The sequence below is a fragment of the Marinobacter sp. ELB17 genome, assembly GCF_000169375.1.
Taxonomy (GTDB): domain Bacteria; phylum Pseudomonadota; class Gammaproteobacteria; order Pseudomonadales; family Oleiphilaceae; genus Marinobacter.
The window spans coordinates 1-17,968 of the sequence record NZ_AAXY01000003.1; the positions used below are offsets into that span (position 1 = coordinate 1).

The following is a 17,968-nucleotide window of genomic DNA, read 5'->3' on the forward strand; positions in this document are numbered from 1 at the left end:
TGCTTCTTAACGAGATTGGCGTACCCTGCGGCCCGATTCAGGATATCGCTCAAGTATTCGATGATCCGCAGGTTCAGGCGCGCGGAATGCAGATAACACTCGATTCCGCTCATGGCCCGGTGAAAGGGGTGGCCAATCCGATCAAGTACTCGAAAACGACGATTGAATACCACAAAGCGCCGCCAGCGCTGGGGGAAGACACTAACGCAGTGCTTGAGCGTGTGCTGCAAAAGTCCGCCAGTGAGATAAAAGCGCTAAAAACAAAGGGCGTGGTTTAGCCCCTAAAGCGTTTACGCGCTTGGTTTGAAGCCATCATGGCTCACCAGGAAGACCTCGCCCGACTGATGACCTTGGAGCAAGGCAAGCCAATTGCGGAGTCACGGGGTGAGGTTGCCTACGGGGCCTCCTTCGTAGAATTCTACGCTGAAGAAGCAAAGCGTATGGCCGGCGAAACCTTGCAAAGCCACGGTGTTGATAAGCGTATTCTGGTGTTTCGCGAATCAATCGGCGTTGTAGCGGCGGTAACGCCCTGGAACTTCCCGCTGGCAATGATTACCCGCAAATGCGCTCCGGCGTTAGCCGCAGGCTGCACAGTCGTGATCAAACCCGCAGAAGCGACACCCCTGACAGCTTTGGCGCTTGTTCGTTTAGCGGAACTTGCCGGGCTTCCTGCCGGCGTCATTAACGTGATCACGGCCAGCCAGCCGGCTGCCGTGGGCGATGTGTTGACCACCGATCCCCGCGTACGCAAATTTTCGTTCACAGGCTCCACGGCGGTCGGCAAAAAGTTACTCGCCCAGTGCGCGGGTACCGTTAAAAAAGCGTCTATGGAATTGGGTGGAAATGCCCCTTTTATCGTGTTTGATGATGCCGATCTTGATGCTGCTATAGAAGGTGCCATTGCTTCAAAGTACAGAAATTCCGGGCAGACTTGCGTCTGTACCAACCGTTTTCTGGTTCAGTCCGGCGTTTATGACGCCTTCGTCGAGAAGCTCGCAGCACGCGTCAAACAGCTAAAAGTTGGCAATGGTTTGGACGCAGGTGTCGTGCAAGGACCGCTGATCAACCAGGCCGCGGTTGAGAAAGTCAAAGCACATATTGCTGATGCACTGGAAAAAGGCGGGCGATTAATATGCGGTGGCAAAGCCCATGCCTTGGGCGGCACCTTCTTTGAGCCAAGCATCATTGCAGATGCCACAGGTGACATGCGCGTGGCCCAAGAAGAGACCTTCGGTCCGTTAGCACCGATATTCCGCTTTGACACCGACGAACAGGCCATCGCTATGGCGAATGCCACAAACTCTGGCCTGGCCGCTTACTTTTACGCAAAAGATTACCGGCGTATCTGGCACGTTATGGAAGGACTGGAGTACGGCATGGTGGCCGTGAATGAAGGTATTCTGTCAACGGAGCTGGCGCCTTTTGGCGGGGTGAAAGAGTCAGGACTCGGCCGTGAAGGTTCCCGCCACGGATTAGACGAGTTTACTGAACTGAAATACGTGTGCGTGGGCGGCCTCTAAGCATTACTCTCAACTGATAGGGAAAATTTGATAAATAACGCGCTTTAGTGCGAATTAAAACAGATGTATGTTGCCAACGGCGTCGCCAGCGCCGCTACACAGTTTGCGGATCGTACAGAGAATGCCGTAATTTGGAATGTGGGTGGCAATCGCATCATCAACTTTGCCGGGGGTATCGGGGTATTAAACATTGGCCATTGCCACCCGAAAGTTATGGCGGCGGCTCAGGCTCAGGTGGCACGCCTGATGTACACCTGTCAGACCGTAATTCCCTATGCCGGGTACGTCAGAGTCGCTGAGGCGGCCATGTGCAGGCTGGCGCGCGCGAAGGGATTGATTCTGATTGCTTGTGGTTTTTACGGCAACACACTTCGTTTCCTGATGCCGGTCACCGTTGAAGAAGAGGTGCTAGACGAAGGCCTGGCAATCGTCGAGGCATGTCTTGCGGAGCTTGCGGCTTAAGCTCTCGCACCTATACAAGCCATTCCAGCGTTAACTATCCGGCTATCACATCTTTTCAGTGATGGCCGGTTTTCGTTATGACGACGGATAAATGTCGCTTTCACTGATTCCTTCTATTGATTGTTCAGGGAACGATTAGAAATCGACATAGCTCGTTATGCCAAAGAGCTGCCCTTAATGGCTGCGAACCGGCTATAGTAGGGACTTTTCTCGGAGGCAAAACATGAGCATGTCTGAAAGAGGGAGTGGCACCAGTGTTTACTCCTGGAAGATCTCGGCGCTGCTGTCCGTAGCTTCTGTCATTGGCGCAGTGGTCAGCTTCGGTGATGTCTCGCCAATCATCACAGGCTTGATGTTACTGGCCGCCGTTGGTTGGGCCTTTACCGCCAGGGACAACAGGCGCGAATTGGAAAAAAGCGAAGCCTAAACGTATTACCTACGCATCAGCTCATCGAACGCCAAGCGAAACGCGCTCATTGCGCTAACCTGCAATTTACTGAATTACCTCGAGCACACCGGCGATTTCGCCGGACTCCCGCTCAAGCCGTTGAATCTGCCTTGAAGACGAGGTTACTATTTTAGAAATAGTGTCCTCCCATTTTTTATGTGCAAACGAATATCAATACGTCTTCAGTGTGGCTTGGGGGATTTCAATGTTTTTTCTACTCTTCAAAAACTCCGTCATCTCCGCTACTGGCAACGGCCGGCACAGCAGGTAGCCCTGAAGTTGATCACACCCTTCCTCCGCCAGGCGAGCCGCTTGCTCGGGCGTTTCGACACCCTCAGCGGTTGACTGTAACCCCAGACTTTTAGCAATAAACAGAACAGCCGAAACGATGGCTGCATCTTTCGGGTCTACCAGCATGTCTCGCACGAAGCTTTTATCGATTTTGAGTTTGCCTATGGGCAACTCCTGCAAAAGGCTCAAAGAAGAGTAACCAGTACCAAAATCGTCCAGTGAAATAGTGACACCTTTTCGACGCATTGCGTTCAAATCGCCGATGACTTCCGGCCGAATTCTCATCAGAGCGGTTTCTGTAATTTCGAGCTCCAGCTGCCAAGGGCGAAGCCCGTTATCCTTCAATACCTGGTCAACAATCGTGACAAGGTCTTGGCGCTGTAACTGTATCGCGGAGACATTGACGGAAACACACGCGTCGGTGAACCCCGCGGCATGCCATGTGCTCAATTGACGCCCCGCCTCACGCAGAACCCACTCACCCAGCGGCAGGATTAAACCGCTCTCCTCGGCGACAGGAATAAACCTGTCGGGCGGAATAATGCCGTCAAGCGGATCATTCCAGCGTAGCAGGGCCTCAAGCCCAACAATTTTGCCTGTTCTGGCCTGTACCAGCGGCTGATAATAAAGTACCAGCTCGTTGTTTTTTAATGCACGCCTCAGCCTGCCTTCCAGCGATATGTGTTCGAGCGCCGCAAGGTTGTAGGACGCAGAATAAAACTGAAAATTGTTACGCCCCTGTGACTTGGCCTGGTACATGGCGGCATCGGCGCGCTTTATCAGGTCATCCACATCACTACCGTCACTGGGAAACAGCGAAATCCCGATACTGCAACCGCTGTATATTTCATTCTCATTAAAATAAAACGGCAGCTTCATGATATCCAAAATACGCGAGGCAACCTTAGCCGCATCCCGGGAGCTGCTAACGTTCGATAGCAAAACAACAAACTCGTCGCCGCCCAGACGAGCGAGCACATCCAACGTATTTTGAGAGACTTCCTGGTGGATAACATCTTCCGCCCGCAGAACGACTTGAAGACGGATTGCCATTTCCATGAGGAGTTGATCGCCCACTTGGTGCCCCAAGGTGTCGTTAACTCGCTTGAAGTTGTCCAGATCAAGGAACAATACGGCCATCCTGCGGCTCTCGCGGTGGGCTAGAGAGATCATGCAGCGCAAGGTCTCATGAGCGCGAAATCGATTAGGCAAGCCGGTCAGGCTGTCGTGATAGGCCAAACGCTCGACTCTGACGCGTGATTTTTCCAGGTTGCCGGCCATCTCTTGAAAACTCAACCCCAACTTGCCCAGCTCGTCGCTGGTCGATAACGCAATCGTGGGTGCCAGGTTTCCACGCCCGATCTCGCGAACGGCGCCCATCAACTGTTTTAATGGGCGAACCATAAGAACATTCATGGAAATCAACAGCGCAAAAATCAACAGCACTATGGTGCCAAGTACGATCCAGCCAACACTATTACCCAGCCGCTGGCTTTCTTCGAGCAGCTCTTCCTTCGGCAGTATGCCGATCAGCAGCAGGCCCTCGTGCAAGCGCCGGGTCGCTAACAGACTGTCCGCCTCTTGATAGAGCGTAGGTACAAGCTCCTCGCCTTTCCCTGTCCCTAAAGCCTTCTTCAACAGTGGCGCCGATATGGTCTGGCCCAGCTGGGAGGGGTCATGATGGAAAAGAATTTTGCCGTCTGAATTGACGATTAACGTATGGCCATTTTCACCCATCCGGCTGCCGGCCATCTGCTCCGCCATGAAACCCAGCCCCATGGTGACTACCAGATAACCTCGCAGCGCCGGCTTGCCGTTTAGCGGGTCTTGAGTAGCCAAGTCGATCAGACGAACGGGCCGCGCGACCTGTAGCGATACCGTATAACTGTCAGGAGGAGTGGAAACCTGAACAAATGCATCGCCCTTGAACCGGCTGAGTTCTTGAAAGAACGGTGTCTCGCCCTCTTCTTCGGTGATATTGGGTATCGGTATCAGGGTGGTACGAGCGTCTTCATAGCCATCGGGTAGCAGGAAGCGGATCTCGGTGTAATCGGGATAGGCGCGCAGATAGCTGGAGAACAACTTCAACAACGAAGGCAGCATCAGTACATACCGCTCTTCCTCGTCTTCCGTCAGCGCGTAAGCGCGCATCAGCGAGGCATCGGCAAACAGTTTGGCGTTCGCTTTGGCAACGTCCTGATGCATCTGGAAATTGCGCGCCATTTGATCCATTAATGTTGTCATCTGGATCGAACTGCGCTCTACCGCCGTTGAACGCAGCTGATCGTAGGCGAGCCACCCTAATATCAACAGAGGAATAACCGCTAGGGGTACAACAACCAATAGTACCTTGGCGTGAAGACGCATGTGCTAGTACCAGGTCCAGTTAACGAGGCGCGAAAAAATCTCTGCACGAATTTTTTGCGTTCGGACAGGCAAGCGTTGATTGGTTTCCGACTTTTCCAGCGCCTTATCGTTCGGGTAGATGACCGGATCGCTCTTGAACTCAGCCGGAAGCAATGCTTCGGCGGCCAGATTCGGCGTGGCAGAATAGACGAACTGCGCCAGCCGCGCAGCGATCTCCGGCTCGTTGAGAAAATTGATGAACTGTTTGGCGGCGGCCTTATTGGCAGAGGCACTGAGAACACTTATGTAATCGACCCAGATATTACTGCCCTCCTTCGGGAGGACAAACGCAATCTCGTCATGGTGTTCCTGGACCATCAAGGCATAGGAGTTATACATCATGCTCATGGCGACCTGGCCATTCACCAAAGCGGAATTTGCATCCCGGGAAACGGTTTTGTAGGTTTTAACGGCCGGCGCCTGCGCCTGGAGTAGCGCCTCGGCTTCCTTGAGCTCTTGTATGTCGGTGCTGTTGAGCGAATAACCCAATGCCTTCAGTGCCACGCCAATCAGGTCTCTGGTGCCGCTGATCATCGCCACCCTGCCATGCAGTTCCTCGGCGGGCTGCAACAAATCCATCCAGCTTGTAACCGGAAAAGCTACCAGGTCCTGGCGGTAGGCTATGCCCAGCGTTCCCCAGAAGTAAGGCACGCTGTATACTTCGGCCTCCTCGTGGACAGTGCGCCAGCGCGGATCAATATGTGCCAGGTTGGGAATATCCGTTTCATCAATAGGTTCAAGCCAGCCACGTTTTGCCAGAATCCGAATCGAGGTGCCGTCGATAATGGCCAGATCAAAGCCTCTACCCCCCGTTCCAAGCAGAAGTTCATCCCGATCGGCATCAGACTCGAAATAGGTTTGTTTCACCGCAACGCCGGTGCGTTGCTTGAACTCCTCCAGAATCTGCGGATCCATATAATCCGACCAATTAAGGAATAACAGTTCCGTTAGCTCTGACGCCTGCAGCGGACAGCTGAGCACAATCAAAGTAAGCGCCAAGCACAAGGCCTTGTATTTGCTCATGCAGGCTTTGTTTTTATTCATAATAACAGGCCAATAAGATGAGGGTTCGGCGGTCAGTAGACAATCCGCGAGAAAATGGCCGCGCGATTTTTATGAGCCCGAGGTGGCAAGCGACGATAGACTTCCGAGTTTTCCAGTGCCTCGCCACTCGGGTAGATGACAGGATCATTCCTGAAATCCACCGGCAGCAATGCTTCAGCAGCCAGATTAGGAGTCGCATAGTAAACGTACTGCGCAAGCCGCGCGGCTATCTCCGGCTCATTGAGAAAATTGATGAACCGTTTGGCTTCAGCCTTTCGGTGGGAGGCGCTAAGAACGCTCAGATAGTCGGTCCAGATATTGCCGCCCTCTTTGGGAAGTACAAAAGCAATATTGTCGTTATATTCCTGCAACATCCGGGTATCGCCGTTGTACATCATGCTCATGACAACCTGGCCGGTTAACAACGCGGAATCTTCGTTCAGGGAAAGATAGCGGTAGGTGTTAACCGCCGGAGCCTGTGCTTCCAACAGCGCCTCGGCCTCTTTCATCTCATCCTCGTTGGTGCTGTTAAGCGAGTAACCCAAAGCCTTGAGGGCAACGCCGATCATATCCGCTCTATCGCCAATCATGCTGATTTTACCGTGCAGTTCCTCTACCGGCTGTAACAGGTCCATCCAGCTTGAAACCGCGAAGGGAACCAGATCCTGACGATAAACAATCCCAATCGTACCCCAGAAATAGGGCACGCCAAAATCTTCGGCTTTTTCAAATTCGATGCGCCGACGTGGATCAATGTGCTTCAGATTAGGGACACTCGACTCATCAAGGCGCTCGAGCCAACCGCGTTTCGCCAGAATTCTGATTGAGGCGCCATTGATGAGCGCCACATCGAAGCCTTTCCCCTCGGTCTCGAGCAGAAGTTGGTCCCTGGCAGTATCGGAATCGAAATAGCTTTGCTTTACCGTGATACCTGTGAGCTGTTCGAATTCCGCGATAATTTCCGGATCCATATAATTTGGCCAGTTAAGGAACACCAGTTTCTTCGATTCTGCCGCTTGCGCAAAAACAGCGGTAAAGAGCAAAAAAAATGTGATCACTTTAGCCTTACGAAAACACATAACCTTCCCCATCAATCACGGGCGACAATACTGTCGTCAACTCATTTCAGACAATATTCTAAGTTTGTCTTCAGCCACAATTGGCGACATTCCGCCGTTGAACCTATGGAACCATTATCAGCCATAGTAACCCACACGATCTGAAAAAATCAGCGTCTCCTGAAACTTCGCCAATGCCGGCCCGTAGCTGTCAGTAGCACATCCTGACAAGGTTCCAACTGGGTGGGCACAAACAACCGTTAGGAGTACGCAATGAAAAAGCAAGTACAAACCACCGCACTGATGGCCGCCCTTATTTCTGGCGCACTGACCACCGGCATCGCTCAGGCGGGCAACTATGCCGAAGCCAAGGTATGGGCAGATAACCAGGCTGTTTCAGAAGGCACTGTGACCGCCAAAAAAGTCACCGCTGAAGCCAACGGCGGGCTGGACTATCGGGATGCCTCGCTCGGCGGTGGCGAGTTTTATATCCAATTGTTGTGTATTCCAGACCAAGGTTGCCGCTGATAAACAGTAAACCCGTTATGAGCAGCTGGCGCAGAAGACAGAGCGACCAAATACTCATGACCATTGGCCAGCGCCTGACCGCTCTGGTCATGCCCAAGGTGACCGTTGCCCGGTTGAATGGAGATGAATTTGGCCTGTTGGTCCCCGGCTACACCTACCGGAACGACGTCATTCAGCTGGCCGAACAAACTGGCCAGATCGTGCACCTGGGCCTTTGGATTCTCCGGCAAGCCTGCATAGAAATAGCGGATTTTATTGCCAGCCGGGAGCAGGCACTGCGATATCTTGCAAGGGTACCTTTTTGCCCGACCAATGCCTTTGGCTGAATTGAAGAAGCTGCCAGACCTCTTACCGGTCAATACGGCGACATAGAGTAAGCCGTAAAACCGGCTCACTTTTACCGAGCCCATGATTGCCAGCCTTGCGCTCTATCGCCACAAAGCGACGTGTGCAATTATATGAATACATAAAATATGGGGTTTTTTTGATGCGCGACGAAACCGTAGAACTTGAGATTGACGTCTCTGAGCTTCGGCTGGGCATGCGCGTTATTCGTCTTGATTGCGTCTGGGAGGATACCGATTTTCTCTTTCAGGGATTCATTATTCAAAGTCGTGACGAGATCGACGCCCTCCAGACACAGTGCCGCAAGGTAGTTATCGAAGGTAAGGTGAAACGTGAATTTGACAAGATTCCTCAAGCCCCTTTGGATAAGCCCGATACAGCCTATTTCCAGCGGTTCTCAACGAATTCCGGGAACACCGGCACCACCAAAAAATCAGGAAAAAAACCACACCCGAACGCCCAGCGCAGCGCCAGGCGCGCTACCTACATCAACAAGGTGGATGTAAATACCGAAATTCGCACAGTCACCAATCACTACGCTGAAGCAAAATCCGTTGCCGCCGGCATCATGGCCGGCTTGCGAGTAGGGCGAGCTCTTGATATCAATCGTGCGCGCGAGGTGGTGAATAACTGCGTTGACAGTATTCTGAGAAACAACGATGCCCTGCTGTTGCTGATTAAATTAAAGCAGAAGGATGACTACACCGCAGAGCACAGTTTGAACGTGTCGATTCTGTCTGCGGCGTTTGGCAAGCGCCTAGGGTTGCTAGAAGAGGAGATCCGTACGCTCGGACTGTGCGGTTTGTTACACGACATTGGCAAAACAAAAATACCCCTGGAAATTCTTCAAAAGTCAGGCGGGCTGACACCCCAGGAGTACTGCATAATGCAGAACCACGCTAACTGGGGGCGCGACATGTTAATGGCGCTACCAAAAGTGGTTCATGCCACAATCGATGTTGCCTATAACCACCATGAACGTCTGGATGGCCGCGGCTACCCTCGCGGCCTGGTGGATTATCAGATCCCCTATAACGCGAAAATCGTAGCCATCGCTGACACCTACGATGCTATCACCAGCAACCGGGCTTATGATAGCGCCCGTTCATCCATGAGCGCGCTCGAAACTATTCACCGGTTGCGCGGTACGCAGTTTGATTCGGAGCTTGCTATGGAGTTCATCCTGATGATCGGCATTTACCCGCCCGGCTCCATCGTAGAACTGAAAACCGGCGAAATCGCCATTGTACTCACCAGCAACCCCAAAAACCGGCGCAAACCGCGGATTATACTGGTCAGAACGGCCGACAAAAAACGTATACCAAAATACGCGACGCTGGATTTAGACCTTCACCCGAAAACCGACAGCGGCGAACTGTTCACCATCTCCAAAGAATTGCCAGATGGCGCCTTCGGTGTGTTCATTCAGCGTTTTATTGAAAACGGGCTGGTACTTAACTATTAAATCCCAGGTTCGAGCATGTTTTGGTTTCAGGTCGCACCCCCTGTCTGCCTCTTAGCGAAAGCCGGGTGCCGCTGTAAACGTACTTTCACCCTACACCTTTAATGCGCTCACTTGGTTATCCAGCTCTGCAACCAGCGGCGGTGGCAACTGAAGACGCGCCGCTACCAAGAAACGATTCCGAAAGTTTATTCATATCAACCATGGCAATAAGCCCCAATGATAACTATTGATGTAATGGCACAGATTACCGATGCACGTAAACTGCTGCCCACACTGATAAGCGCCAGTGTTCAGTCACCTGTAGCCATATAAGACTGTCAGCTGACGCAGACGTTCCTGCAACCACACCGTTTTTAAAACGAAAACCCAGACCAGATTTATTTTCCTGCAAATAGATCGGCCCCGGATTAGAATAAATTTGGCGATCTGCCAAGCTAGATTCTGAACCACTCACACATAACGTTCACACACTCAGGAGCCTGCCATGTCCATCTGGGTTGATGCCGATGCCTGCCCGGTGCCCATTCGCGACATTATCTGCCGCGCGGCAGCGCGCTGGAAGGTACATGCCACGTTTATTGCCAACCACGTTGTTCCATTGCCACCGGGTCCGTTTATTCACACCCGCCAAGTGATGCAGGGATTTGACGTGGCAGACAATGAAATTATGGATCAGCTCAAGGCCGGGGATTTGGTGATCACACAAGATATCCCCCTGGCCGCAGAAGCCATTGAAAAGGGGGCAGATGTCTTCAACCCCAGAGGCCAGGCATTCACCAAGGAGAATATTCGCCAACGCCTGGCGATGCGTAATTTTATGGAAGAGATGCGCAACGCCGGCCAGGTTACGGGCGGCCCGGCACCTTTCGGCCAGAGCGACCGCAAAGAATTTGCGGACAAACTAGACCGCTGGCTGCAACGTAATCGGTAGTTGCTGGTCGAAAAAGTAAACAGGAGACTTCTATGCGAGTTTTACAGCGAGCCGTTATCAGTTTTGTCTTACTGGTCGGAAGCCTGCCACTCGCGTTCGGCCAGACCTTCCCGTCTAACGCAGGCCCCTTTCAGCTTGAAACCATTGCAGAAGGGCTGGAGCATCCCTGGATGCCTGGCGTTTCTGCCAGACGGCTCGGCTCTGGTCACCGAGCGGCCCGGAAGATTACGAATAATCCAGAACAGCTCGTTGGCGGCGAAGGCTATTCATGGTGTGCCCGAGGTGGCCGCATCCGGCCAGGGCGGGTTATTTGACGTCATACTGCACCCGGACTTTGCCAGCAACAACACCCTGTTTCTTAGCTACGCTCATGACTCGTCAGAGGGCATGACCACCCGGGTGGCACGCGCTGTACTGGACAATAACGAACTCAAAACCCTTAAGGTCATCTTCGAAGCCTTGCCTCGCTCGAACGGCACACGCCACTTTGGCGGGCGCATGGCTTTTGACAGCAGCGGCTATCTGTACATCGCCGTGGGTGATCGCGGTGACAAAGATCGTGCTCAAGACACCCGCGATGACGCCGGCGGTGTACACCGCATTACCATCGACGGCGAACCTGCACCGGGCAATCCAGGTTTGGGAAGCCCGGCTATCCGTGACACGTTCTACACCTGGGGCAACCGCAATATTCAGGGTATGACCGTTCACCCACAGACCGGCGAAATCTGGACCCACGAACACGGCCCCCGCGGCGGCGATGAAGTGAATATCCTTTCCGCCGGCACTAATTACGGCTGGCCAGAAATCACCTACGGCATCGGTTATTCGGGGCTACCGATCACTTCGGATACCCATAAAGAAGGCATGGCCCAGCCGTTGCACTATTGGGACCCGTCCATCGCACCGTCAGGTATGGTGCTTTACAGCGGCGAGCTGTTTCCACAATGGCAGGGTGATGTGTTTGTGGGCGCATTGAAACTGCGCAAACTGGTACGACTAGGGACAAACGGAAATGACAAAGTGATTGCGGAGGAAGACTTACTGACCGACCTGAACGAACGCCTCCGTGATGTTCGGTTTGGCCCTGATGGCGCTTTGTGGCTGCTGAGCGATGCCCGCCAAGGCAAGCTTTACCGTATGGCGCCCACACAATAGTGTGGGCGGGCTTATTCCGCCCTGATCCACTCTACCCGCAACTCGAACTCACCCGCGCGCTTGTCACCCAGTAGCAAGCCAATGGCTTCTACACGTTCAACATCCAGAGGTGGGCCGGAAAGCGCGCGGCCACGAAAACGCGGACTCAGCTGGGAAATCGCTATGACCGACTCTGTCCACTCGCCTGCGAGTGTCGGGAACTCGGCGGTGTAAGCAATGGGTGATTGGTCAAAACGGGCGTCGGTGTACAGCCTAAGCTGGTAACGGCGGCCATCGCCTTTCACCCGCAGTCGCAACGAATGAAAGGCACTCACGTCAAACTGGTGGCCACTGCTTTTCACCGACGAAAAACCACCGTTGTTCTCCAGCGATATCTGTCCGGAAAAAACCAGCTGGCCAGCCACAATTGCTGGTCCACCGCGAGATTCGCCACCCATGACGCCGTCATTAAAGGCGTACCACTCAGGCGCGGGTGAGGTCACAGAAAAATCCACCAAGGTGTAACCACAGTCCGCTTTTGTATTCACTGGTTTGTGCTCCTTTAAAAAGATCACTAAAACGCAAAACATACATGCATATCAGCCAGAGTCACAGAAAAAGAGCAGTAAGCGCTGAGCAGGCAATCAAGCCCAGCGTCAGCTTGCGAAACAACTGCTCGGAAGCCAGATGAAACAAACGGCTACCCAACCATGCTCCGAACATCATCGGTATCAACGCGATAGCAGAGAGCGACAACCACGCCATTTCAACCCGGCCCTGTTGCACCGTATACAAGGCCACCAGCACGCTATCAATCAGCATGAAATACACAATCAGGGTCGCACGCACCGTAAACGCCGGCGCTGACGTACGCAGCATCAACAACACCGCAGGTGGCCCGCTCATTCCGCTGATACTGCCAAACAAACCAGACAAACTGCCCGCCAGATAATTCTGCCGTGCAGTGGCGGCAGTGGGTGCCGCTTTTAGCCGGCTCTGCAGGGCCATTAGCCCCACGAACACCAATACAGTGATGGCTACCAGTGTCGCCAGCGTATCACCGGGCAACATACGCATCAGAGCAAAACCGGCCAGGCTGCCAAAAATCGCGGCCAACAGCATTTGCCGCACCGTTGCTGCAAGGGCATCTTTATAGACGCTGCGAACCAGCGGTAACGAAATCATCAGATCCGTCAGCACCACGACTGGTACGGCGATTACCGGGCCATACAGCGCACTGAACACCGGTGCCATGATCATGACCGAACCGAATCCGGAAAAACCGCGCACCATACCGGCGACAAAACACACCAATAAAAGCAAAAAAGCGCTGAACCCGGAGTCTGGAAGCGCGTTGGATAAGCTGAGGAGCACGAACTTTGCCCTACCAGAGGAAACTAAGAACCAGCGGAATGGACAGCACCGCCAACAGTGTTTGCCCGCTGATGATACCGGCCATCAGCGGTGCATCACCGCCTAGCTGGCGCGCAAGAATATAAGCCGAGGTGGCTGTGGGCAAGGCTGCCAGCAGAATCATGACCTGCACCAGCAAGAGTTCAAAGCCCAGAACATAGCCGATGCCCGCGGCAATCACAGGCATCACCAGTAACTTAAGAATTGACGACATCACAAACGGCATCGAAGCGCCGCGCAACACGTTCAGTTGCAGGCCAGCACCCACCGTCATCAGGCCCATAGGCAAGGCCAGGCTGCTCAGTGGCCCCAGGGTGCCTGCCAACAGCGGATGAAAGCCCAGCTCGAAGTAACCCCAGGTGATACCCAGTAGCGACCCGACAATCAATGGGTTGGTAATGATCATCCGCAGCACGGGCAGAAGCTGTATCCGCTGGCCAGCAGTCGTCAGCGAAAACATAACGATGCACAGCAGATTCAGCATGGGCACCATAATAGCCATCACGATGGCGGTCAGCGCCAGGCCCTCATCGCCCAGCAGCATACCCCCCGCCGCCAGTGCGACGTAGGAATTGAAGCGGGTGGCGCCTTGAAACACCGACGAGAACACCGGGCCACTCCAGCGCCAGAAGCGCTGGATAATGGCCAGTATCAGAGTCATGGATGCCAGTGTTGCACCAACCAGCACGGCAACATCGGCGTAAACCGACGGCGCCATGTGCGCCTGCCCCAACTTGTACACGAGCATGGCGGGAAACAGAACGTAATAGGTAAAGCGTTCTGCCTGGGGCCAGAATTCAGGCCCGGGGAAATTCCAGCGGCGAAAAAGGTGCCCCAGGGTAATCAGCAGAACAACCGGCACCAATGCATTGAAAAAAACGTTCATTGCCCAGCCCTGAAAAATGAAAAAACCAATGCAAAGCTTGCTATAGATTTACAGACAGAACAACCGGTACCTTTCAAGGCTATTGAATCAGACTGTTATCAAGATGTGCGCTACAACAGAGGATAGCCGTTACTAACAGGCTTTCGTTTTTCAGGGGAAAGTCATCAAAAAACTCGGCAGGGCTGATTATTCGTCGCTGAATACGGCACAGTCACGACCGCGTTCCTTGGCCAAATAAAGCGCCGTATCTGCACATTTTAGCCAGCTATCAGCGGTTGTACCCGGCACCCAGGCCGCAACACCAAATGACGCCGTCACTTCTGCTGCATCTGGCGTTTTCAGTTGGTTTTTAATGGCTTCTTGAAGGTTGCTGATAAACGCACGCTGCTGCTGTGAATCAACGCCGTACACCAACAGCGCAAACTCTTCTCCTCCGTAACGGTAAAGACGATCACCTTTGCGGATATTGTTGGTGACAATAGTGACCAGCTTTTTTAGTACTTTATCGCCGACATCGTGGCCATACTTGTCGTTCACCACTTTAAAAAAGTCCAGATCCAACATGACCAACGCCTGCTGCACATTGCTGCGTTCAGCATTAGAAAGCGCTGCGGCTATGTCTGATTCCAGGGCCCGACGGTTCATGGCACCGGTCAATGCGTCGATGGTATTCAGAATTTCCAGCAAGCGCAGCTGCTTCACACCCTGATTTGCGAACACAAAGGCGCTCATTGATAACATAATGATTGTTGCAACAAAGGAATCTAACGGGATTACATCAAAAATATCGGACAGGGCCACCAGAGCTATTCCGGCGACAAAATTAATCAGACAAGCCTCGACCGGTTTCACTAAAAAAAACATGGCCGCAAAGACCGGGTAAACCCACAAAAAACTGCCAACCCCGTTCACGATGGCTATCGTCACCACGCCAACAGAGATAAATATCGCGGCTACAAAGCTCGCAATTCGGGTTTTTTCGGTGCGCAAAGCATAAGCCACCAGCCCTACAATACCCAGTACCAAGGTCATATCAACCATCGCCGCGACGACGTTTCCTTGAACGAAGCGTATAACGACGAATGGCAAAACGCCCAGTACAGCTACAATGCCGAGTAGTAACAATGACGATAGACGATATTTTTTTTGCAGCTGTTTAAGCATAACGCCCTTGACATTAATTGCGCCATTACGAATAGCAAAACGACACGTTCGTAAGACGTAAGAGCACCGCACTTGATACCGTGATGGTGGTCAAGCTTTACAGCGACTCACATTGCATAAAAGAACCCCCAGCGAAACCTACTGGTAACGCTGTACAATCCGCTCCAGTTCGCCCGCGGCGCGGGCTTCGTCCAGCGCTTGCTGCAGGTCTGCCACAATGGCCGGGTCGGTTTCATTGCTGAACGCCAGGTACATGGGCGTTTCACGGAACGTAAGAACCGGCTTCAAGCCGCTAACGCCAAATTCTTTCTTGGCCACCAGTGGGCCAACCAAGCCGTCCGTTACCCAAAGGTCAGCCTGGCCCAGCACCAAGCGGCGAGTATTAACCTCACCCGAGGCTGCCATAATCACGTTAAAGCCCTGGGCGGTTAAATAATCCGACATAACATCGCCTTTATAACCGGCAATCTGCAGGTCTTTGGCGTCGTTCAGCGAATTCAAGGTAATGTCAGAATCCGGAGCCGCGAACAAGGTCCACTGAATGGAAGCCAGCGGGCCCACCCACTGGAACTGATTGGCGCGCTCTTCGGTTTTTGCAGTACAAAACAACGCGTGATTTTTTCGGCCCTGAACCCAGTTGTATGCGTAATTCCAGGCCCGCATTTTCATCATGTAATCATAATCAACCCGAGCCAGTGCAGCTTTGACCATGTCAGTACAAATACCGGTGATGTCTTCTTCATTATGGGCAACCGCTTTGCCAGAAAAAGTGTCGTTATAAGGCGGGTATTTTTCAGTAAAAATGTACAGTTTCTCAGCACCTACAGCTGTCGCCGTCGCGCTGAATAACAGCAGCGACAATAAGCCGTAGCTAATTCCTTTCACAGCACGAGCGGTCAGAGAATTCATGGCGGTCGGCATTCAACATGTCCTTATCACTGGTTTTGGCGCACAAGTTGCACCGTAAGTACGTTGGAATTGGACACCGTAACCACTGCTGATTGCAACCCAATCCGCCCAAACTTCTGACTCCGATCAAAGAAATGCCGAGCTAAAACCGATAGTTCTAGCTTAAGCACCCGTTAAGGCCGAGGCTGCCGTGCATACAGTAAGGCTGGCACTGTCGTGTATCCGTCAAAGCGGCCGGTTTTAAACGAAAAACACCCCGTTGCCGGGGTGTTTTTTGAGCTCAGCACAGTGCCGGGGCCGCAGCTGGCTACGACGAGAATATCGGTAAAAGCAGGGCTGGCAAAACCTCCAAGGTGCTACGTGACAAGGGAGAAACCCTCGGAGTGAGCGTTATTATTCCCAGAAAGAAAAACTCGATCAAGAGCAACAAGGGACTCGACTTGCCGTTGTACAAGCTCAGACATCTGATGAAAAACGCGTTTGCCAGACTCAAGCATTATCGGGCCGCCGCCACCCGATATGACAAACTGACTCGTCATTATGAGAGCATTGTGTCATTGGCTTGCGCATTTCTCTGGCTGCCGATGTGAATTGTCAACAGCCCCTAGCAAAGTGTTGTGACGAAGTTATACCACTGGAAACCCAACTGGTGATCAGCAAGCAATACGCCAGTGCATTTTTCGGCACGAATCTGGCCGCAACGCTAACCGCACAAGGCATGGACACTCTGGTACTGATTGGCTGTTCCACCGGCGGCAGTGGCCGTCTCCGTCGCCAGTTGCTTGTTTCTGATCCCTTATGCTGCCGTTCAACTGTCTGGCGTAGGCTATCTGATGCAGGGCATGACCGGTGGCGCGATTCCCTTTACTACCGGTCTCATGGTCGCAACCGCCCTGGCTATCCTGTTTTCTTACGTCGCAGGTATTCGCTCGGTCATGTGGACCGACTCCTTGCAGGCAGTCTTGATAATCGTTGTTTCGACTCTGGTTGCCCTGTTGGCGATTTCGGAGCTTGGCGGCTTTTCGGGTCTGTTCCACATCCTTGAAACCGAGCATCCGCAGTCCTTGTCGGTCCCCGGCAGCGGACTGTTCAGCTTCGTAACGTTCCTCGGCCTGACCATTCCCTGGTTCTTTTTCGCACTGACAAACCCCCAAGTCAGCCAGCGTTTGTTTATACCTTCGTCACTGAAAGCCATGCGTCAGATGCTAATAGGCTTCTTGGTATTTGGCTTCGTCTACACCCTGGTTTCCATCCTCTGGGGCTTTACCGCGCTGGCAGCCTTTCCAGGCCTGTCTAACGCCGACATGGCCACGCCAACGCTGCTCGCTTCTGACATGATTCCACCGGTGCTGAGCGTCCTTGTCATGATTGGCATCATGACGGCCGCCGTGTCGACCATCGACTCCATCATGCTGACGCTGGCGTCCATGTTGTCCCGGGACGTCTATGCCAACGTCAAGCCTGGCACCAGCTTACCATCGGTAAGATCGTCCTCCCGATCATCGCGGTATTGTCCGTTGCAGCCTCTTCGGGGCTGACAGTCATGGTTCCGGCGATCATTGGCGCCTTCTACTGGCGTCGCCGTACTGCAGCTGGAGTGCTCGTCAGCGTGATCGGTGCCGGCCTGTTCGTGGTCTATGCGTACATCAATGGCGGCAAGGTACTGGAAATCCCAGCAGGTATCTGGGGCGTTCCGCTCTCAACGCTGTTGTTTGTTGGTGTCAGCCTGCTCACCGAGGCCCCCACTGCGGTAGCTGACGAGTTCCCAAAGGAGGCCAACAACCATCGCAAAACGGCTCAACCTGCAGCAAGTGACAACCCGACGGTTAAGAACGCCTAGGGGCTGTTGACGCTTCATTAAATCGCAGCACTAGCACCTTCGTTTTTAATCTGTCCGCGAATCTTTTCAATGTCATAACCTATGTCCTGTGCCGAAGTGACGGGTGTCGTTGGACACAGTT

At 53.1% G+C, this 17,968-nt stretch carries 18 protein-coding genes and 3 pseudogenes; 13 read left to right on the top strand and 8 right to left on the bottom strand.

The window, feature by feature from the left end:
- From MELB17_RS04640 to MELB17_RS04655, 4 genes and pseudogenes are all read left to right on the top strand, one after another.
- On the top strand, window positions 1-278 hold a 278-nt coding region (locus MELB17_RS04640; RefSeq protein WP_007348978.1), incomplete at its 5' end, for a CoA transferase.
- 12 nt (window positions 279-290) lie between these two features.
- Window positions 291-1,520 (top strand): annotated as a pseudogene (locus MELB17_RS04645) (NAD-dependent succinate-semialdehyde dehydrogenase); the annotation flags it as partial.
- Between the two features lie 63 nt (window positions 1,521-1,583).
- Window positions 1,584-1,982, top strand: a complete 399-nt coding sequence (locus tag MELB17_RS04650; protein ID WP_007348980.1) for an aminotransferase class III-fold pyridoxal phosphate-dependent enzyme — start codon at window positions 1,584-1,586, stop codon at window positions 1,980-1,982.
- Window positions 1,983-2,205: 223 nt separating this feature from the next.
- Window positions 2,206-2,409, top strand: coding sequence for a hypothetical protein (locus MELB17_RS04655; protein ID WP_007348981.1), 204 nt, complete (start codon window positions 2,206-2,208; stop codon window positions 2,407-2,409).
- Between the two features lie 192 nt (window positions 2,410-2,601).
- On the opposite strand, the gene MELB17_RS23150 is transcribed toward MELB17_RS04655, so the two are convergent.
- The 3 genes from MELB17_RS23150 to MELB17_RS04670 form a co-directional block, all read right to left on the bottom strand.
- A complete protein-coding gene (locus tag MELB17_RS23150; RefSeq protein ID WP_007348982.1) occupies window positions 2,602-5,088 on the bottom strand; it encodes an EAL domain-containing protein in 2,487 nt (828 codons plus the stop codon).
- Window positions 5,089-5,091: 3 nt separating this feature from the next.
- Window positions 5,092-6,042 carry a spermidine/putrescine ABC transporter substrate-binding protein gene (locus MELB17_RS04665; protein WP_227498798.1) on the bottom strand — a complete coding sequence of 317 codons (951 nt, stop codon included), beginning with the start codon at window positions 6,040-6,042 and terminating at the stop codon, window positions 5,092-5,094.
- A 161-nt stretch (window positions 6,043-6,203) separates the two neighbouring features.
- Window positions 6,204-7,142, bottom strand: coding sequence for a spermidine/putrescine ABC transporter substrate-binding protein (locus MELB17_RS04670; protein ID WP_227498799.1), 939 nt, complete (start codon window positions 7,140-7,142; stop codon window positions 6,204-6,206).
- A gap of 360 nt (window positions 7,143-7,502) precedes the next feature.
- On the opposite strand from MELB17_RS04670, the gene MELB17_RS04675 reads away from it, so the two are divergent.
- The 5 genes from MELB17_RS04675 to MELB17_RS04695 all read left to right on the top strand — a co-directional run bounded on the left by MELB17_RS04675 (window position 7,503) and on the right by MELB17_RS04695 (window position 11,656).
- Window positions 7,503-7,757, top strand: coding sequence for a hypothetical protein (locus MELB17_RS04675; RefSeq protein WP_007348985.1), 255 nt, complete (start codon window positions 7,503-7,505; stop codon window positions 7,755-7,757).
- Between the two features lie 17 nt (window positions 7,758-7,774).
- Window positions 7,775-8,083 (top strand): diguanylate cyclase domain-containing protein, encoded by a 309-nt coding sequence (locus tag MELB17_RS04680; protein ID WP_007348986.1) that lies wholly within the window; start codon window positions 7,775-7,777, stop codon window positions 8,081-8,083.
- Window positions 8,084-8,244: 161 nt separating this feature from the next.
- Complete coding sequence (locus MELB17_RS04685) at window positions 8,245-9,567, top strand: HD-GYP domain-containing protein (protein ID WP_007348987.1); 1,323 nt, start codon at window positions 8,245-8,247, stop codon at window positions 9,565-9,567.
- Window positions 9,568-10,051: 484 nt separating this feature from the next.
- Window positions 10,052-10,498 carry a YaiI/YqxD family protein gene (locus tag MELB17_RS04690; protein ID WP_007348988.1) on the top strand — a complete coding sequence of 149 codons (447 nt, stop codon included), beginning with the start codon at window positions 10,052-10,054 and terminating at the stop codon, window positions 10,496-10,498.
- Window positions 10,499-10,633: 135 nt separating this feature from the next.
- On the top strand, window positions 10,634-11,656 hold the full coding sequence (locus tag MELB17_RS04695; protein WP_227498800.1) for a PQQ-dependent sugar dehydrogenase: 1,023 nt from the start codon (window positions 10,634-10,636) through the stop codon (window positions 11,654-11,656).
- Between the two features lie 11 nt (window positions 11,657-11,667).
- On the opposite strand, the gene MELB17_RS04700 is transcribed toward MELB17_RS04695, so the two are convergent.
- The 5 genes from MELB17_RS04700 to MELB17_RS04720 all read right to left on the bottom strand — a co-directional run bounded on the left by MELB17_RS04700 (window position 11,668) and on the right by MELB17_RS04720 (window position 16,019).
- Window positions 11,668-12,183, bottom strand: a complete 516-nt coding sequence (locus tag MELB17_RS04700; RefSeq protein WP_007348990.1) for a CIA30 family protein — start codon at window positions 12,181-12,183, stop codon at window positions 11,668-11,670.
- Between the two features lie 61 nt (window positions 12,184-12,244).
- The gene (locus tag MELB17_RS04705; RefSeq protein WP_007348991.1) at window positions 12,245-13,009 is read right to left on the bottom strand and encodes a sulfite exporter TauE/SafE family protein; all 765 of its coding nucleotides are present in this window, start codon (window positions 13,007-13,009) and stop codon (window positions 12,245-12,247) included.
- 10 nt (window positions 13,010-13,019) lie between these two features.
- Window positions 13,020-13,934, bottom strand: a complete 915-nt coding sequence (locus MELB17_RS04710) for an AEC family transporter (RefSeq protein WP_007348992.1) — start codon at window positions 13,932-13,934, stop codon at window positions 13,020-13,022.
- A gap of 186 nt (window positions 13,935-14,120) precedes the next feature.
- Complete coding sequence (locus MELB17_RS04715) at window positions 14,121-15,098, bottom strand: GGDEF domain-containing protein (RefSeq protein WP_036183589.1); 978 nt, start codon at window positions 15,096-15,098, stop codon at window positions 14,121-14,123.
- 138 nt (window positions 15,099-15,236) lie between these two features.
- The gene (locus MELB17_RS04720) at window positions 15,237-16,019 is read right to left on the bottom strand and encodes a substrate-binding periplasmic protein (protein WP_007348994.1); all 783 of its coding nucleotides are present in this window, start codon (window positions 16,017-16,019) and stop codon (window positions 15,237-15,239) included.
- 269 nt (window positions 16,020-16,288) lie between these two features.
- On the opposite strand from MELB17_RS04720, the pseudogene MELB17_RS04725 reads away from it, so the two are divergent.
- From MELB17_RS04725 to MELB17_RS23155, 4 genes and pseudogenes are all read left to right on the top strand, one after another.
- Window positions 16,289-16,597 (top strand): annotated as a pseudogene (locus MELB17_RS04725) (IS5/IS1182 family transposase); the annotation flags it as partial.
- Between the two features lie 11 nt (window positions 16,598-16,608).
- Window positions 16,609-16,764 (top strand): annotated as a pseudogene (locus tag MELB17_RS25340) (isochorismatase family protein); the annotation flags it as partial.
- A 1-nt stretch (window position 16,765) separates the two neighbouring features.
- On the top strand, window positions 16,766-17,545 hold the full coding sequence (locus tag MELB17_RS24945) for a sodium:solute symporter family transporter (protein ID WP_007348996.1): 780 nt from the start codon (window positions 16,766-16,768) through the stop codon (window positions 17,543-17,545).
- Between the two features lie 5 nt (window positions 17,546-17,550).
- Complete coding sequence (locus MELB17_RS23155; protein WP_007348997.1) at window positions 17,551-17,847, top strand: hypothetical protein; 297 nt, start codon at window positions 17,551-17,553, stop codon at window positions 17,845-17,847.
- Window positions 17,848-17,968 lie beyond the last annotated feature (121 nt).

What these genes read in the sequence shown, in the direction of transcription:
- MELB17_RS04650 (WP_007348980.1), top strand. Translation starts at nt 1,584, where the DNA reads ATGTATGTTGCCAACGGCGTCGCCAGCGCCGCTACACAGTTTGCGGAT.
- MELB17_RS04655 (WP_007348981.1), top strand. Translation starts at nt 2,206, where the DNA reads ATGAGCATGTCTGAAAGAGGGAGTGGCACCAGTGTTTACTCCTGGAAG.
- MELB17_RS23150 (WP_007348982.1), bottom strand. Translation starts at nt 5,088, where the DNA reads ATGCGTCTTCACGCCAAGGTACTATTGGTTGTTGTACCCCTAGCGGTT.
- MELB17_RS04665 (WP_227498798.1), bottom strand. Translation starts at nt 6,042, where the DNA reads ATGGATCCGCAGATTCTGGAGGAGTTCAAGCAACGCACCGGCGTTGCG.
- MELB17_RS04670 (WP_227498799.1), bottom strand. Translation starts at nt 7,142, where the DNA reads ATGGATCCGGAAATTATCGCGGAATTCGAACAGCTCACAGGTATCACG.
- MELB17_RS04675 (WP_007348985.1), top strand. Translation starts at nt 7,503, where the DNA reads ATGAAAAAGCAAGTACAAACCACCGCACTGATGGCCGCCCTTATTTCT.
- MELB17_RS04680 (WP_007348986.1), top strand. Translation starts at nt 7,775, where the DNA reads ATGAGCAGCTGGCGCAGAAGACAGAGCGACCAAATACTCATGACCATT.
- MELB17_RS04685 (WP_007348987.1), top strand. Translation starts at nt 8,245, where the DNA reads ATGCGCGACGAAACCGTAGAACTTGAGATTGACGTCTCTGAGCTTCGG.
- MELB17_RS04690 (WP_007348988.1), top strand. Translation starts at nt 10,052, where the DNA reads ATGTCCATCTGGGTTGATGCCGATGCCTGCCCGGTGCCCATTCGCGAC.
- MELB17_RS04710 (WP_007348992.1), bottom strand. Translation starts at nt 13,934, where the DNA reads ATGAACGTTTTTTTCAATGCATTGGTGCCGGTTGTTCTGCTGATTACC.
- MELB17_RS04715 (WP_036183589.1), bottom strand. Translation starts at nt 15,098, where the DNA reads ATGCTTAAACAGCTGCAAAAAAAATATCGTCTATCGTCATTGTTACTA.
- MELB17_RS04720 (WP_007348994.1), bottom strand. Translation starts at nt 16,019, where the DNA reads ATGCCGACCGCCATGAATTCTCTGACCGCTCGTGCTGTGAAAGGAATT.
- MELB17_RS23155 (WP_007348997.1), top strand. Translation starts at nt 17,551, where the DNA reads ATGGTTCCGGCGATCATTGGCGCCTTCTACTGGCGTCGCCGTACTGCA.